Origin of the sequence: Neorhizobium puerariae, from assembly GCF_042429745.1 — a bacterium.
Classification (GTDB): Bacteria; Pseudomonadota; Alphaproteobacteria; order Rhizobiales; family Rhizobiaceae; genus Neorhizobium; species Neorhizobium puerariae.
Map to the genome: position 1 here is coordinate 235512 of NZ_JBHMAA010000015.1, position 15269 is coordinate 250780.

Genomic DNA, 15269 nt, shown 5'->3' on the forward strand with positions numbered 1-15269 from the left:
TTTGCCTGGAACGGAAAGACGAAACGAAAGTGATGCATCGCCTGGGGCTTGCCGCCCGCGCACAGATGATGAGGGGAGCCGCGAGCGGCACCGGGGAGATCGTGGTGCACGGCGTCGCGGGCGTCTGCGATCCCATGGGCAGCCTCTACCTGCCGGAGATCGGCATGCTCGTCGTTTCCGACCTGCATCTCGAAAAAGGCGCGGCCTTCGCCCGCCGCGGCATGATGCTGCCGCCCTACGATACGGTCGCCACCCTCAACATTCTTTCCGCCGTCATCACCCGCTACGATCCGAGGATCGTCGTTTCGCTCGGCGACAATTTCCATGACCGCAGGGGATCGGAGCACCTGCCGGGCGAACTCCGGTCGCTGATCTCGGCCATGGCGCGAGGCCGCGACTGGATCTGGATCAACGGCAATCACGACCCGGACGGTACGGTCGACCTGCCCGGCACCTCGACCGACGAGCTCTTTTATGGCGGCCTCGTCTTCCGCCACGAGCCGAGCCTGATTTCCGGCAAGGGCGAGATCGCCGGCCATCTTCATCCGGCCGCGACCGTCCGCCGCCGGGAAAAGTCCGTCCGCCGCCCGTGTTTCGCGAGCGACGGGTCGCGCCTCCTCATGCCCGCCTTCGGCGTTCTGGCAGGCGGGCTCGATCTCCGCCACCCGGCCATGCGCGGCCTCTTCGATCATGAAAAGCTGGTCGCGCACCTACTCGGCCGCGACCGCATCTATTCGGTCCGCTACGGAAACCTGATCGGCTGAGCGGAACGGCGCCGGAAGCGCGCATTTCGGCGACATTCCGCGCAAGTCCTCAGCGATCCAGGTCCCCAACGATCCAGGTCCTCAGCGATAGACCAGCACCGGTGTCTTGGAACTCGCCAGCACCTTCATCGTCACGCTGCCCAGCATGAAGGCCTTGAAGCCCGACCGGCCATGCGACGCCATGGCGATGAGGTCGCAATCGTACTTCTCGGCGGTTTCGACGATTGTTTTCGCCGGGTCGGCGCTGACGAGCTTGATTGTCTCGCAGGCGACCAGCCGCTGCTTTGCTGCACCCGTCGCATCGCCGAGAATGCCGTCGGCCGCCTCGTTGTTCTTGCGGTCGTATTCCGCATAGGCGATTTCCAGCCCGGCGGGATTGACGGTGAAGACCTGCAGGGGCTCCATGACCACGAGCACGGTCGCTTCGGCACCGATCTCGTGGGCGAAATCCAGTGCCTTTTCCAACGCTTCGGTGGAAAGCGGCGAGCCGTCCGTGGGGATCAGGACATGTTTGTACATCGAAAGCCTCCTTTGGTCTGGCGACACAATCCCCGACCGGCCTTCTTGCTACCTTGATTTGCGTCAAGATTGAAGGTCGCGATGTCTCACGCGGCCTTCACCACTTCGTAATTCAGGATGACGGCGCCGTTCGACGCAACGCTGGAACCGAGCAGCCTGAGTTCCGTCTGGTGTGCGGCCTTCTTGAAGAGCGGATTGCCGGAGCCGAGCAGGATGGGCACGATGCAGATGCGGTATTCGTCGACGAGGCCTTCCTCCATCAGCGAGGCGACGAGTTCCGCGCTGCCGAAGACGAAGATCGTCTTGCCATCCTGCGCCTTCAACCCGGCGAGTTCGGCGACCGGGTCGCGGACGATGCGGGTGTTGTTCCAGGCGGCGTCCTTCAACGTCCTTGAGACGGCGAGCTTGGCGATATTGTTCATGTAGTCCCTGACCTTGCCGCTCTCCTCGGCGGTCGGCCAATAGGCTGCCATGCCCTCGTAGGTCCTGCGGCCGAAGACAAGAAGATCGCCCTCCTCGCCGAACTGCTCCGAGAGCTTTTCCAGCTCCGGTCCCCAGGCGTGGTTGTGAAAGGCGAGATCCCACGGTTTCTCGCCCTCGAAATAACCGTCCAGGGTCATCAGGTTCCAGACTGCCAGCTTTCTCATGCCATCCTCCGTTGGATCAAAAACCAGTTGCATTTAGCAATCGGTTGAAAGCTAGCTGAACTGATTTTATTATGCAAGCGGTTCTGGAGAGGAAAATGGAAGAAGCGCATCGGTCGGGCTGCCCGATCAATCTCACGCTGGAGGTTCTCGGCGACCGCTGGAGCCTGATCGTCATCCGCGACATCATGTTCGGCAACCGCCGTCACTTTCGCGAACTCCTGCACAATTCGGAGGAGGGGATAGCCTCGAACATCCTGGCCGACCGGCTGAAGCGGCTGGTGGAGCGCGGCCTGCTTTCCCGCAAGGACGATCCGAGCCACAAGCAGAAGGCGATCTACAGCCTGACCGAGATGTCGATCCGGCTCGTGCCGATCTTTGCGGAAATGGGGGCCTGGGGACGCCGTTTCCTTCCCGTTTCGGAAGAGCTGTCGATCCGCGCCGAGCTGCTTGAGGAAGGCGGCCGGCCGCTTTGGGAGGAATTCATGCAGGAATTGCGTGTCCTGCACCTGGACGCCCCGCGCGATCCGGACAGGCCCTCGGTCTTCGACCGGCTTCGCGCGGCCTATCTCGAAGTGGTCGCGCGGAACGCCGCGGCCCATGCCGCCGAATGACCTGCCCCGGCCTCAGTCCTTGCGGAAGAGCAGGCTGGCGCCCCAGCCGGTGATGACCGCGATCAGCACGCAGAGGAAACCGTAGGCGATCGGCCTCTCGTGCGCCGCGTCGGTGATCGCCTGCTCGATGCCGGTCTTGACCACGCGAAGCGGCATTTCCCGCTGGACGATGAGCTGGCCGCTCTTGAAGAGGTAGGCGCGCACCATGTGCAGCCCGTCGGGAATGTTGGCGGGCAGTTTCAGCGATGCGCGGAAAAGGCTGGAGGAGACGAAGCGCACGCCGCTCGTGTCGCGCTGGTAGAGTCCGCTCGTGAGCTTGAGCCTGCGGTAGGCGTCGCGGAACTCGCCGATAAGGCCGGAATCCGGGATGTAGCCGACCGGGTTCAGCGCCAGATGGTCGATGCCGACGCCGATATTGTTGAGGCTTGGCGCCTGGTCGATGCTGTCGATCTGGCGGGTGCTCGCCAGCGAATAGCTTTCCGGCACCTGTTCGAAGGTCATGGATTGCGTATTCATCCAGATGCCGAGGACGCGCTCCTTCTTGCGCACCGTCGCATAGTCGTTCGGCCCTTCCAGCGTCACCACCACATCGTATTGCCCGATCGCCAGGAACAGCTCGTCCGCGTTGGTGAGCGCCCCGAAGATCGTCAGATCCGCGCCGCGGAAATCCGAGGTAATGGCGATTTCGCTGGTCGAGGCGCCGATTTCCAGCCCTTCCCTCACCGTCGAGGCCTGTCCGAGCGGCACCTGCGCCAGCGCCGGCTGGCCAAGGCCGAGAAGGGAAAGGAGGAAAGCGGTGCGAAGGAGATGGCGCATCAGTAGGACAGGCCTCCGACCGCGACCGAATAGAGGTCGTCCGGCGTCACGATGAGCCCGATCGCCAGGCGGATGCCGACCGAAAGCACGAGCAGCGCCAGAAGCGCGCGAAGCTGCTCGCCGCGCAGCTTCTGCCCGACGCGCACGCCGTATTGCGCGCCGATGACGCCGGCCACCATCAGGATCGTGGCGAGCACGATATCGACGGAATAGTTCGTCGCCGCCTGCACCATGGTCGTATAGGCGGTCACGAAAATGATCTGGAAGAGCGAGGTCCCGACGACCACGTTGGTCGGGATGCGCAGGAGATAGATCATCGCCGGCACCATGATGAAGCCGCCGCCGACACCCATGATCGAGGTCAGCACCCCGATGCCGAAGCCGAGCCCGACCACGGGGATGGCGCTCAGGTAGATCTTCGACTTCTTGAAACGCATCTTCAGCGGCAGCCGGTGCACCCAGTTGTGCTGGCCCGGGCGCCTGAGCGGCAGCTGTTCGTTCATCCTCGCCCGCCGCATGGCGCGCAGGCTTTCCTGCAGCATCAACGCGCCAATGGTCCCGAGCAGCACCACGTAGAGGATCGAGATGAAGAGGTCGAGCTGGCCCAGCCGCCGCAGCCATGAGAAGACCCAGACGCCCGCCGTGGCGCCGGCAAGGCCTCCCACCAGAAGCACCGAGCCGAGCTTCATGTCCAGCGTGCCGCGCCGGAAATGGGTGATCGCGCCGGAGATCGACGAGGCGACGACCTGATTGGCGCCGGTCGCGACGGCCACTACCGGCGGGATGTTGTAGAAGATCAGGAGCGGCGTGATGAGGAAGCCGCCGCCCACCCCGAACATGCCGGACAGGAAGCCCACGGCCGCGCCCATGCCGAGAATGATGAAGATGTTCACCGAAAGCTCTGCGATCGGCAGGTAGACAGTCACGGCCGAACCCCGAAAAGGCAAGAATCATCACCGTCGCGGGCTGCGTGCGGATGGCATGCCGGCCCGTTGCGGCGATCGGAACATGTGCGCTCCGACCCGTCGAAAACGCCGGCCGGACGCATCTTTCGTCATGCGCCGGGGGGCCTCCGCGAGTCAATTCGCAAGTGTCAGACAATGCGGCAATTTTACCGTTTTTGTGACCGTGTGATTAATATCGCGCAACTCTTCCAAACCGGTCGGGTAAGTCGACTTGGGGCGCCGTGCCTCCTTTCGGACGCACAAAGGGCGCTTGAACCTGTTGATTCCACGCATCGGCCCGGAAATCGATTTCGATTTCCGGGCCGATGCGTGGAGTTATACTTGGCTTACTTGTTGCGGGCCAGAAGTTCCTTCACCAGCACGTTGTCGACCTTGCCGGTCGGCTCCTGTCCGACGGATGTCTGGAAGGCCTTGATCGCGGCCACCGTCTTGGCGCCCAGCTTGCCGTCCGGCTGGCCGGCGTCGAAGCCGTTCTTGTTGAGGATCGCCTGGATGTTCCGGATCGCCTTTTCCATGTCGATGGAAGCCGTGGTGAGCGGCTTGCCGGAAGCCCACTCGTCGGGAAGGCTCACGGTGTTGGCCTTCGGGTCGAGCGGTTTCGCCTTCCAGAGGTCCACCTTGGCGCGTGCGCTTTCGAGCTGCTCCTTGCGCATGGCCTTGGTGACCTCGTCGCGCTTCTGGGCGGCATCGTTGTCGCCGCCCTTGGCCGCGATCGAGAACCATTTGTAGGACTCTTCGAGGTCCTGCTTCGCGCCGTTGCCGCGGGCATAAAGGATGGCGAGGTTGAACTGGCTGTCGGCGATGCCGAGATCGGCCGCCTTGCCGAACCATTCGACGGCAGCCGCGTAATCCGGCTGGCCGGCCGCACCGGACGCATAGAGCACGGCGAGATTGTGCATGGCGCTCGCATTGCCGGCGTCGGCGGCCTGTTTGTAATAGGTCAGCGCCTTGTCGAGGTCGCGGGTGACGCCGGTGCCCTTCTCGAAGAGATTGGCAAGCCGGTATTGCGCCGGCGCGAGCCCGCGGTCGGCGGCGAGCTTGTACCAGTTGGCGGCTTCGGAAAGGTCGGTCTTCGGGCCGCGGCCTTCGGTGAAGCGCGCGCCGATCTCAAAAAGCGCGTTCGGGTCGCCGGCCGCTGCCGCGTCGGCAAGCGATTTCGGCTCGATGCCGGCGGGCACCACGATCGGAGCCGGCGGTTCCGGCTGCTGCGCGGGAACGAAGCTCGCCTGGGCCTTCTCCGGGCTGCCGGCGGGTTCCATCGCGGAAATATGGCCAGCGCCCGGGGGCGGATCGGTCAGGTGGCTGCCGCTGCCCGCCTGCCTCGGCGGCTCCGCCGGGGAGCTTTCCGGTGCGGCGGCGATATCGTCCGCGACGCTGTCTGCACCATCGGTCGCAGCCTGTTCCTGGATTGCGGGCACCTTGTTGCTGCCCGTTTGCCCGGTCGGAGCGGCAGGCTGGGCCGGCGCTTCGATCGTGGCGGGCGGCGACGGCGGCGCCTTGCTGCCGCTGGTGAGCGTCTTGGCAAGCGGCATGGCCATCAGCACCAGGAGCACGGCGCCGACAGCCATCAGGATGGGCCGGCGATGCTGGGAAAGCGTGGCGCCGAGACCCTTGCCGGCGGCAGGCTTTGCGGCCTTGCGCGCATCCTTTGCGGGCGAGGGGGACTGCGACGGGTCGATTTCCTGGGCCGCCGCCTTGGCGGCGCGGCGTGCCGCGGCGATGAAATCCGCCTTTGCCGCACCGGCCGAACGGTCGCCGTCGAATTCGCCGGCGGCCTGGCTTGCGCGCACCCGCTCCAGGATCTTCTTGACGTCCGGCGCGCCGGAACCCGGCTCCAGGAGGTCGTTCTCCAGGTCGGCCGGCAGCACGTCGGAAGGGTCTATCGACGGTGTGGGCTCGACGACGGCACGGCCGCTTCTGGCGGTTTCCGCCTTGCCGCCCGGCAGGAGGCGGCGGGACAGTTCGGTCAGAAGGCTGGGCTTGGGTGCCCTGGACTTCGGCGGGGCCTGGGTCCCGGCAGGCTCGGCGGCGAGCACCTCTCCGTCGGCGGATATGTCATGGACGGGCTTTTCGCGCATGCCGAAAGTCGCGACCGGGGCTTCCGGCGCGCCGGCTTCTTCACTCGCCGGCTCCATGACAGCGGCGACCGAAAGCGGAGCGGCGGCCGGCATGGCGGGAGCCGGGCGACGCATCTCCTGCCGCTCCGGCTCACTGTAGTGGCGTTCGATGCGGGAGGAGGCGCTGAACCGCTCCTCCATTCCGTCCAGGCGGTCGGCAATCTTCACCAGCGTGCCGTGCAGGGCCTCGAATGTCTGGTGCGTCCGCTCCTCGGAGGTGCGCGTCAGGTCTTCGAGATGCCGCAGGTCGTCCGCGAGCGCCGAAAGCGTGGCCATGTCGGCCGCGGCGACCGGGCTGCCGGCGGCGGTATTGCGGGAATAGGCTTCGACCACCGCCTCCGCTGCCTGGCGGGCGGCTTCGATGATGTATTCGTCGTTGGTCGACATGTAGTCTTCGATCGCCGTCATGCGGCTTTCGAATTCGGGGGAAAACGAGACCGCGCCGGATTGCGGCTGGCTGATCAGCGCCGAAAGATGGGCGATCTGGCCTTCGAGATTGCGCAAGGCGCCCTCGTCGCCTCGCGGCGCCACGGCCGCTTCGTCCAGACGGGCCGCGATGTCGCTCAGCCGGTCCTCGAGGCGCCCGAAGGCGCTCTGGTCCAGGGCCGGCTGGAGGCGCGGCTGGAAATCCATCTCGTCGATCCGCCGGGCAAGATAGTCGAGCCGCTCGGCGAGCACGTCGTTGACCGTGCCGCGCTCAAGCCCTTCGATCTTGCGGGAAATATCGGCGAGATAGTCGGAAAGTTCGGGCTGCAGGGCGGGTTTCTGGGCCTGTTCGAGGATCAGCGAAAGCTGCTCCAGACGCTCCTCCAGGCGCACGGCCGCCTGCTCGTCGGCAAGCTCCTCGATACGGCCGGTCAGCGCTTCGATGCGGGAAGACAGGGCGGCGGTCGGGTCCACCTGGCTGTGGGCTGCGCGGCTCATTACGTCGATCTGGTCGGCAAGCACGCCGATCCGGCCTTCGAGACGCTGCAGGAACGATTGGTCGAGCGTGGCGGCTGCCGATGCGCGGCTGCCGGCGGCAATCGCGCGGCTGATCTCGTCCAGCCGGTGGTCGAGGGTTGCAAACTGCTCGGCGAAGACCGCGTCGTTCGGCTGCATGCGCGTGCCGAGCTGTTCCATGGCAGTGGCCACCGCGATCAGCTTCTGCTCCAGCGCACGGATGACGGGGCTGTCGCTCATCTCGCCGAGCTGACCCTTGATGTCGTCGATACGGTAGGCGAGGGAGACGAGTTCCTCGCGCAGGGCGGCGGAATCGAAGTCGTCCATCCGCTCCTCGAGGCCCTGCCATCGGGTTTCCATGCGGCGTACGGAATCTTCCCGCGCAAGGCCGTCCATGACGGTGCGCAGTTCCTCGAACTCGGCGCGCAGGCCGTCGGCTTCCGGCGTCGACCGGTAGCCGAGCTGGTTGATGCCTTCCGCAAGGCGAGCGAGATCGTTGCGCAGGTCATCGGTGAAGCGCTGGTCCTCGGCAACGGACTTGATCGAGCGGATTTCCGCCCGAAGCGCGTTCATTTCCTTCGCCACGCCCTCGGAAATATCCTGTTTCAGCTCATGGCGGAGGCTGACCAGCGCCTGGGCGATATCCCGCATTCCGCTCTCGGCCTGCTGGGGCTGCGGCGCCGGAATGCGCGGCTGGACGGCCGGATGGCGAAGGTCTTCGCGCCGCGGCAGGGCTGCACGCTGAACTTCCGCATAACGGGGTGTTTCGGGCCGGGCCGGGACCGGGCGCTCCTGCGGCCTGTAGGCTTCCGGCGGGCGTACTTCGCTGCGCCGGGGTTCGGCATAGCGCGGTTCCTCGCGCGGCAGATCGGGGCGCGGCAGATCGGGCATGCGCGGACGTTCGGGCCGGTCGCGGCCCGCATCGAGCATGCGCTGGCGTTCCCGGATTTCGGCAAGCGGGTCACGAGGCTGTTCTGGACCGCGATGGGCGGCGGCGGCAGGCGCGGCGCGGCGCTCCTGGCGCTGGTCGCGGTACTCGTCGTTCCGCGCCGGACGGGCATCGCGGCCGCTGCCCGACATCAATCCTTCGATGCGGGCTTCGAGGCCTTCGATGGTACGGTTCAACGCGTCCAGGGAGGAGCGGTCGCCATGACGGGGAGAAGTCGATCGTGATCCGTTCATTTGCTTCGCTCGTTTCGACGTTGGTCCTGCAGGCTCTCGTCAATGGCCGCATCGGGAAGAGAGCCCGCTCCTCCCGCGAAATCGGCCGCTTATTGGGGTATCCTACGCAAGACTTGCCATTTCTGGCGGGCGCGGCATTCCTTGAGGTAAATGCACTGCGTCGCTCCAGAGCCCACTATTTCCCGAAACGTGGTAAACAACTCGTTAATCTCGGCGAAAATTTTAACCTTTCCGGGTGGTTCGCGCGCCAGGAACGAGGTTGCTGCGCTGATGGAGCGGTTCTTCCGGCCAGCTCCGGGTCTGCCTTGCCTGTTAACGGGATGTCGCGCAAAAAGGGTGGAACTGTTCTGCAATGACGGCGGGAATGAAAAACGGGACCCTGACGCGCGCCGGGCGGAGCTGAACGGTCGCGATGCGCCTGGGGCCTTTCGGGGGAAGGGGCGGCGTCGGTTCGAGGCGGTAAAAATTCCCATGGACCGCATTTGACGTTTACGCAAACGTCAATTATTCATGGTAGCAAGAATGCGGGCCTTGCCGTCAGCCGAAGGTCCGGGACGAGGATATGGAGGAAGCTCGACCATGCCAGTGTACAAGGCGCCGGTAAACGATACGCTTTTCATCTTGAACGATGTGCTGGGTCTTGAGCGCTACGGCAATCTGCCGGGTTTTGCCGACGCCAGCCCGGACATGCTGGAGGCGATCGTCGGAGAAGCCGCCAAGGTGGCGGAAGACGTGCTTTTCCCGCTCAATCTCCCGGGTGACCGGGAAGGCTGCGCCCGCCGCGACAATGGCACGGTCTCGGTGCCCAAAGGCTTCAAGGAAGCCTATGACCAATATTGCCAGGCGGGCTGGATCGGTCTGGCCGTGCCGCCGGAATTCGGCGGCCAGGGGCTTCCCTACACGCTGCATGCCGCCGTCGGCGAATACATGTCGTCCGCCAACATGTCGCTGATGATGTATCCGGGCCTGACCCAGGGCGCCATCGCCGCGATCCTCGTGCACGGTTCCGACGAGCAGAAGCGGACCTATCTGCCGAAAATGGTGGAAGGCACATGGTCCGGCACGATGAACCTGACCGAGCCGCATTGCGGCACCGACCTCGGCTTGTTGCGCACCAAGGCCGTTCCCCAAGGGGATGGCACCTACAGGATTTCCGGCCAGAAGATCTTCATCTCCGCCGGCGAGCATTCGATGACCGACAACATCGTGCATCTGGTGCTTGCCCGCATCGAGGGCGCGCCGGAAGGCACCAAGGGCATCTCGCTCTTCATCGTGCCGAAATTCCTCGTCAAGGCGGATGGGTCGCCCGGCAAGCGCAACGGTGTCACCTGCGGCGCGATCGAGGAGAAGATGGGCATCCATGGCAACGCCACCTGCGTCATGAACTATGATGAGGCGACCGGATACCTGATCGGCGCCGAGAACAAGGGGCTCGCCGCCATGTTCGTGATGATGAACGAGGCGCGCCTCGGCGTCGGCCTGCAGGGACTGGCGATCGCCGAGACCGCCTACCAGAACGCCGTCGACTATGCCCGCGAACGCATCCAGGGCCGTTCGCTCTCCGGCCCCAAGGCGCCGGACAAGAAGGCGGACCCGATCATCGTGCATGCCGACATCCGCCGCACGCTGATGACCATCAGGGCCTTCAACGAGGGCGGGCGCGCCTTCCTGCTCTGGACGGCGCTGAAGTCGGATATCGCTCACCGTTCGCAGGACGCGGCGGAACGCCAGAACGCTGACGACCTGCTCGGTCTCGCCACCCCCATCCTCAAGGGCGTGATGACCGACAAGGGGTTCGAACATGCCGTCATGGCGCAGCAGGTCTTCGGCGGCCATGGCTATATCGAAGAGCATGGCATGAGCCAGTATGTGCGCGATGCGCGCATCACCATGATCTATGAAGGCGCCAACGGCATCCAGGCGCTCGATCTCGTCGGCCGCAAGCTGGCGCTCAACGGCGGCCGCGCCGTGATGGCCTTCTTCAAGGAGATCGGCGATTTCTGCGAGGAGAACCGCGCCGACGACACGATGGCCTTCTTCACCAAGGCCTTGAAGAAGGGCTTGAACGACCTGCAGGCCTCCACCATGTGGTTCATGCAGAACGCCATGGCCAAGCCCGACAATGCCGGCGCCGGCTCGACCGACTACATGCACCTCTTCGGCATCGTCACGCTCGGCTACATGTGGGCGAAGATCGCCAGGGTGGCCGAGGACAGGCTCGCCGCCGGCGATGCCCGCACCGACTACCTGAAGAACAAGCTCGTCACGGCGAAGTTCTTCATGGAGAAGGTCATGCCGGAAACGGCCATGCGCAAGGCCCGCATCGAGGCCGGCGCCGACAGCCTGATGGAACTGGCGGCGGAGGCGTTTTGATTTGTCATGCCCGGTAAAAAGTTATACTCTAGTATAATTTTTGAATGGAGGCGAACATATGGCAACCTCAACTTTGCGCAATGTCGGGGGGTCCGTAATGATGACGATACCCAAGCCTGTCCTCGAAGAGCTTGGCCTTTCGGCCAATGCCAAGCTTGAGGTCTCGGCGGAGGGTGGCAGGTTGGTTGCCACGCCTCGCCCTCGTCCGAAATATTCCGCAGAACAACTCGTCGCGGAATGGACGCCGTGGCCCGAAAGGACGCCCGAGGAGCAGGAGTGGATGGACATGCCTTCTGTTGGCAATGAAGTCATAGACTGATGGAGCGTGGCGACATCTGGTTTGTCGATCTCGAGCCGACGAGAGGGCGAGAGCAGGCGAAGGCCCGCTACGCGCTTGTGCTGTCGCCGCGTATTGTCAATCAGCACGGAACTCAAATTGTCGCTCCGATCACGTCGGGCGGCCAGTTTGCGCGAACTGCCGGCTACGCCGTTTCGCTCTCGGGCGCGGGGACACAAGCGACCGGAGTCGTTCTTTGTCACCAGATACGGGCGGTGGACATCAAAGCCCGCGGCGGTCGCTTTGTCGAAAAGGCACCGGACTTTATCGTCGATGACGTGTTGGCGCGCGTTTCGTCGCTGTTTGAGTGAACAGGAATTCGAAGGCGCCTACGCGCCGCCCCCAAGGATAATCAAGGGGGTAATACGGGAGATGACACCATGACCGAAGTCTTCATTTACGACCATGTGCGCACGCCGCGCGGCCGCGGCAAGAAGGATGGTTCGCTGCACGAGGTGCCGTCCGTCCGCCTCGCGGCGAAGACGCTGGAGGCGATCCGCGACCGCAACGGCCTCGACACGGCCACCGTCGACGACATCATCTTCGGCTGCGTCGACCCGGTCATGGATGCCGGCGCCGTCATCCCCAAGGCGGCCGCCTTCGAGGCCGGTTATTCATTCAGTGCGCCGGGCATGCAGATTTCCCGCTTCTGCGCCTCCGGCCTCGACGCGGTGAACTTCGGCGCCGGCAAGATCGCCGCCGGTTCGGACGACATCGTGATCGCCGGCGGCGTGGAGAGCATGTCGCGCGTCGGCATGGGCATGTCCGGCGGCGCCTGGTACATGGACCCCTCCGTCAACTTCCCGTCCTATTTCATGCCGCAGGGCGTTTCGGCCGACCTGATCGCCACCAAATACGGCTTTACCCGCGACGATGTCGACGCCTATGCCGTCGAGAGCCAGAAGCGCGCAGCCAGGGCCTGGGCGGCGGGTTATTTCGACAGATCCGTCATCCCCGTGAAGGACCAGAACGGCCTGACGATCCTCGACCGCGACGAGCACATGCGCCCGGAAACCGACATGCAGGCGCTGGCGAGCCTCAACCCCTCCTTCCAGATGCCGGGCGAGATGGGCGGTTTCGAAGCCGTCGGCATCCAGGCCCATCCGGAAGTCGAGCGCATCAATTACGTCCACCACGCCGGCAATTCGTCGGGCATCGTCGATGGCGCCGCCGCCGTCCTGATCGGCTCGAAGGCCGGCGGCGAGAGCATGGACCTCAAGCCCCGCGCCCGCATCCGCCACTTCGCCAATATCGGCTCCGACCCGGCGCTGATGCTGACCGGCCCGGTCGACGTCACCAACAAGCTCCTGAAGCGCTCCGGCATGTCGATCTCCGATATCGACCTCTTCGAGCTCAACGAGGCCTTCGCCGCCGTGGTGCTTCGCTATTGCCAAGCCTTCGACATCGGCCACGACCGGATCAACGTCAACGGCGGCGCCATCGCCATGGGCCACCCGCTCGGCGCCACCGGCGCGATGATCCTCGGCACCGTGCTCGACGAGCTGGAACGCCGCGACCTCAACACCGCGCTCGTCACACTCTGCATCGGCGCGGGCATGGGCACGGCGACGGTGATCGAACGGGTTTGAGGGGACACCGTGAAAGCCCCCCACCCCGCCTCCGCTACGCTCGGCGCGCCCTCTCCCCGTAAACGGGGCGAGGGGGAGCGGAGACGGCGCGGCATATCCCTTCTCCCCGCTGGCGGGGAGAAGGTGCCGGCAGGCGGATGAGGGGCAATTCAGCGCCAAAGAATTTCAAGGGAAGAGGAAATCCCACCATGAGCACCTACAGGAACTTCACCGTCGAAACCGACGCGGATGGCATTGCCCTCGTCACCTGGGACATGCCGGAAAAATCGATGAACGTCTTCACCATGGAGGTGATGGACGAGATCGAGAAGATCGTCGGCGCCACGGCCGCCGATGCCGCCGTGAAGGGCGTCGTCTTCACCTCCGGCAAATCGTCCTTCTCGGGCGGCGCCGATCTCACCATGATCAAGTCGATGTTCTCCATGCTCGCCGAAGAACAGGCGAAGGACCCGGCCACCGCCGCGCAGAAACTCTTCGATGCCGCCGGCCGCATGTCCTGGCTGTGGCGCAAGGTCGAGACCAACGGCAAGCCCTGGGTCTCGGCGATCAACGGTACCTGCATGGGTGGCGCGTTCGAACTGTCGCTCGCCTGCCACGGCCGCGTCGCCGCCAATTCCAAATCGGTCAAGATCGCCCTGCCGGAAGTCAAGGTCGGCATCTTCCCGGGCGCCGGCGGCACCCAGCGCGTGCCGCGTCTGGCGAACGCGCAGGATGCCCTGCAGATGATGACGACCGGTTCCTCGCTGACGGCCCAGCGCGCCAAGGCCATGGGCCTCGTGCACCAGGTCGTCGAGCCGGCCGAGCTGATCAATGCTGCCAAGCAGATGATCAGGGACGGCCTGAAACCCGTCGCCCCCTGGGACGAAAAGGGCTTCAAGGCCCCCGGCGGCGGCGTGTGGACGCCTGCCGCGGCCCAGCTCTTCCCGGCCGCGCCCGCCATCCTCCGCCGCGAGACCGCCGGCAATTATCCCGGCGCGCTCGCCATCCTCAAATGCGTCTATGAAGGCCTGCAGCTTCCCTTCGACACGGCTTTGAAGGTCGAACAGCGCTATTTCACGCAGATCCTGCGCACCACCGAAGCCTTCTCGATGATCCGCTCGCTCTTCGTCTCCATGCAGGAGCTCGGCAAGGGCGCCCGCCGCCCGGCCGGCCAGCCGAAGACGGAGTTCAAAAAGGTCGGCGTCGTCGGCGCCGGCTTCATGGGCGCCTCGATTGCCTATGTCACCGCCGCCGCCGGCATCCCGGTCACCCTCATCGATCAGACCCAGGAAGCCGCCGACAAGGGCAAGGCGGTCTCCGAAAAGCTGGTGGCCGACAGCGTCGGCAAGGGCCGGCTGACCAGGGAGGAGGGCGAAAAGCTCCTTTCGCTGATCACCCCCACGCCGGATTATGCCGCCCTGTCGGATGCCACGCTGGTCGTCGAGGCGGTCTTCGAGGACCGCGCGGTGAAGAAAGCGGTGATCGAAAAGGTGGAAGCGGTCATCCCGGAGACCACGATCTTCGCCTCCAACACCTCGACCCTGCCGATCACCGGCCTGGCCGAAAATTCGAAGCGCGCCGACCAGTTCATCGGCGTGCATTTCTTCTCGCCGGTCGAGAAGATGATGCTGACCGAGGTCATCCTCGGGAACAAGTCGGGCGACAGGGCGCTCGCCACGGCGCTGGATTACGTCGCGGCGATCAGGAAGACCCCGATCGTCGTCAACGATACCCGCGGCTTTTATGTCAACCGCTGCGTCTTCCGCTATATCAACGAGGCCTATGACATGCTGATCGAAGGCGTGCCGGCGGCGATGATCGAGAACGCCGCGAAAATGGCCGGCATGCCGGTCGGCCCGCTGTCGCTGAACGACGAGGTCGCCGTCGATCTGTCCCAGAAGATCATGAAGGCCTCGATCGCGGACCTCGGCCCGGCCTCTGTGAAGCCCGAACACATGGCGCTCATCGACAAGCTGGTGAACGAACTCGACCGCCGCGGCCGCAAGAACGGCAAGGGTTTCTACGAATATCCGCAAAAACCTGCGAAGAAATATCTCTGGCCGGAGCTGAAGACGCTCTACCCGCAGAAAAAGGCCGAAGAGATCGACATCGCCACGCTCAAGCAGCGCCTGCTGGTGACCATCGCGCTCGAAGCCGCCCGCACCCTGGAAGAAGGCATCGTCACCGACCCCCGCGAGGCCGATGTCGGCTCCATCCTAGGCTTCGGCTTCGCCCCCCATACCGGCGGGACGCTCAGCTACATCGACGGCATGGGTGTGAAGGCGTTTGTGGACCTCTGCGAAAAGCTGGCGACGGCTTACGGCGAGCATTTCAGGCCGACGCCGCTGTTGAAGGACATGGCGGCGAAGGGCGAGACGTTTTATAGAAGGTTCGATCCGTATGGGAAGGTGGAGAGGGCGGCGTGAGC

Annotated in this window: 13 protein-coding genes; 8 read left to right on the forward strand and 5 right to left on the reverse strand. The window is 64.7% G+C overall.

Annotated features, from left to right (window positions below):
• Positions 1-29: 29 nt before the first annotated feature.
• Complete coding sequence (pdeM, locus tag ACFFP0_RS14445) at positions 30-764, forward strand: ligase-associated DNA damage response endonuclease PdeM (protein WP_377261861.1); 735 nt, start codon at positions 30-32, stop codon at positions 762-764.
• Positions 765-845: 81 nt separating this feature from the next.
• Here pdeM and ACFFP0_RS14450 read toward each other — a convergent pair whose 3' ends face one another.
• Positions 846-1283, reverse strand: a complete 438-nt coding sequence (locus ACFFP0_RS14450) for a universal stress protein (RefSeq protein WP_377261864.1) — start codon at positions 1281-1283, stop codon at positions 846-848.
• A gap of 86 nt (positions 1284-1369) precedes the next feature.
• Positions 1370-1930: a dihydrofolate reductase family protein gene (locus ACFFP0_RS14455; protein WP_377261866.1), complete on the reverse strand. Its 561-nt coding sequence runs from the start codon at positions 1928-1930 to the stop codon at positions 1370-1372.
• Positions 1931-2025: 95 nt separating this feature from the next.
• Between ACFFP0_RS14455 and ACFFP0_RS14460 the strand changes: the two genes are divergently transcribed.
• On the forward strand, positions 2026-2541 hold the full coding sequence (locus ACFFP0_RS14460; protein WP_377261868.1) for a winged helix-turn-helix transcriptional regulator: 516 nt from the start codon (positions 2026-2028) through the stop codon (positions 2539-2541).
• A 12-nt stretch (positions 2542-2553) separates the two neighbouring features.
• Here ACFFP0_RS14460 and ACFFP0_RS14465 read toward each other — a convergent pair whose 3' ends face one another.
• From ACFFP0_RS14465 to ACFFP0_RS14475, 3 genes are all read right to left on the reverse strand, one after another.
• Positions 2554-3357 (reverse strand): TIGR02186 family protein, encoded by an 804-nt coding sequence (locus ACFFP0_RS14465; RefSeq protein WP_377261870.1) that lies wholly within the window; start codon positions 3355-3357, stop codon positions 2554-2556.
• On the reverse strand, positions 3357-4283 hold the full coding sequence (locus tag ACFFP0_RS14470; protein ID WP_377261873.1) for a sulfite exporter TauE/SafE family protein: 927 nt from the start codon (positions 4281-4283) through the stop codon (positions 3357-3359). The genes ACFFP0_RS14465 and ACFFP0_RS14470 overlap by 1 nt, the downstream gene beginning before the upstream one ends.
• A 365-nt stretch (positions 4284-4648) precedes the next feature.
• Positions 4649-8563, reverse strand: a complete 3915-nt coding sequence (locus tag ACFFP0_RS14475) for a peptidoglycan-binding protein (RefSeq protein WP_377261875.1) — start codon at positions 8561-8563, stop codon at positions 4649-4651.
• Between ACFFP0_RS14475 and ACFFP0_RS14480 the strand changes: the two genes are divergently transcribed.
• The 6 genes from ACFFP0_RS14480 to ACFFP0_RS14505 all read left to right on the forward strand — a co-directional run bounded on the left by ACFFP0_RS14480 (position 8551) and on the right by ACFFP0_RS14505 (position 15267).
• Positions 8551-8919 carry a hypothetical protein gene (locus ACFFP0_RS14480; RefSeq protein ID WP_377261878.1) on the forward strand — a complete coding sequence of 123 codons (369 nt, stop codon included), beginning with the start codon at positions 8551-8553 and terminating at the stop codon, positions 8917-8919. The genes ACFFP0_RS14475 and ACFFP0_RS14480 overlap by 13 nt on opposite strands.
• Positions 8920-9142: 223 nt before the next feature.
• Positions 9143-10936 (forward strand): acyl-CoA dehydrogenase C-terminal domain-containing protein, encoded by a 1794-nt coding sequence (locus ACFFP0_RS14485; RefSeq protein ID WP_377261880.1) that lies wholly within the window; start codon positions 9143-9145, stop codon positions 10934-10936.
• A gap of 58 nt (positions 10937-10994) precedes the next feature.
• The gene (locus tag ACFFP0_RS14490; RefSeq protein WP_377261882.1) at positions 10995-11255 is read left to right on the forward strand and encodes an AbrB/MazE/SpoVT family DNA-binding domain-containing protein; all 261 of its coding nucleotides are present in this window, start codon (positions 10995-10997) and stop codon (positions 11253-11255) included.
• Positions 11255-11584 (forward strand): type II toxin-antitoxin system PemK/MazF family toxin, encoded by a 330-nt coding sequence (locus ACFFP0_RS14495; RefSeq protein ID WP_377261884.1) that lies wholly within the window; start codon positions 11255-11257, stop codon positions 11582-11584. Before ACFFP0_RS14490 ends, ACFFP0_RS14495 begins: the two co-directional genes overlap by 1 nt.
• Positions 11585-11653: 69 nt before the next feature.
• Positions 11654-12862: an acetyl-CoA C-acetyltransferase gene (locus tag ACFFP0_RS14500; RefSeq protein WP_377261886.1), complete on the forward strand. Its 1209-nt coding sequence runs from the start codon at positions 11654-11656 to the stop codon at positions 12860-12862.
• 188 nt (positions 12863-13050) lie between these two features.
• Entirely contained in the window at positions 13051-15267 is a 2217-nt protein-coding gene (locus ACFFP0_RS14505) for a 3-hydroxyacyl-CoA dehydrogenase NAD-binding domain-containing protein (protein WP_377261888.1), read from the forward strand.
• Positions 15268-15269: the final 2 nt, after the last annotated feature.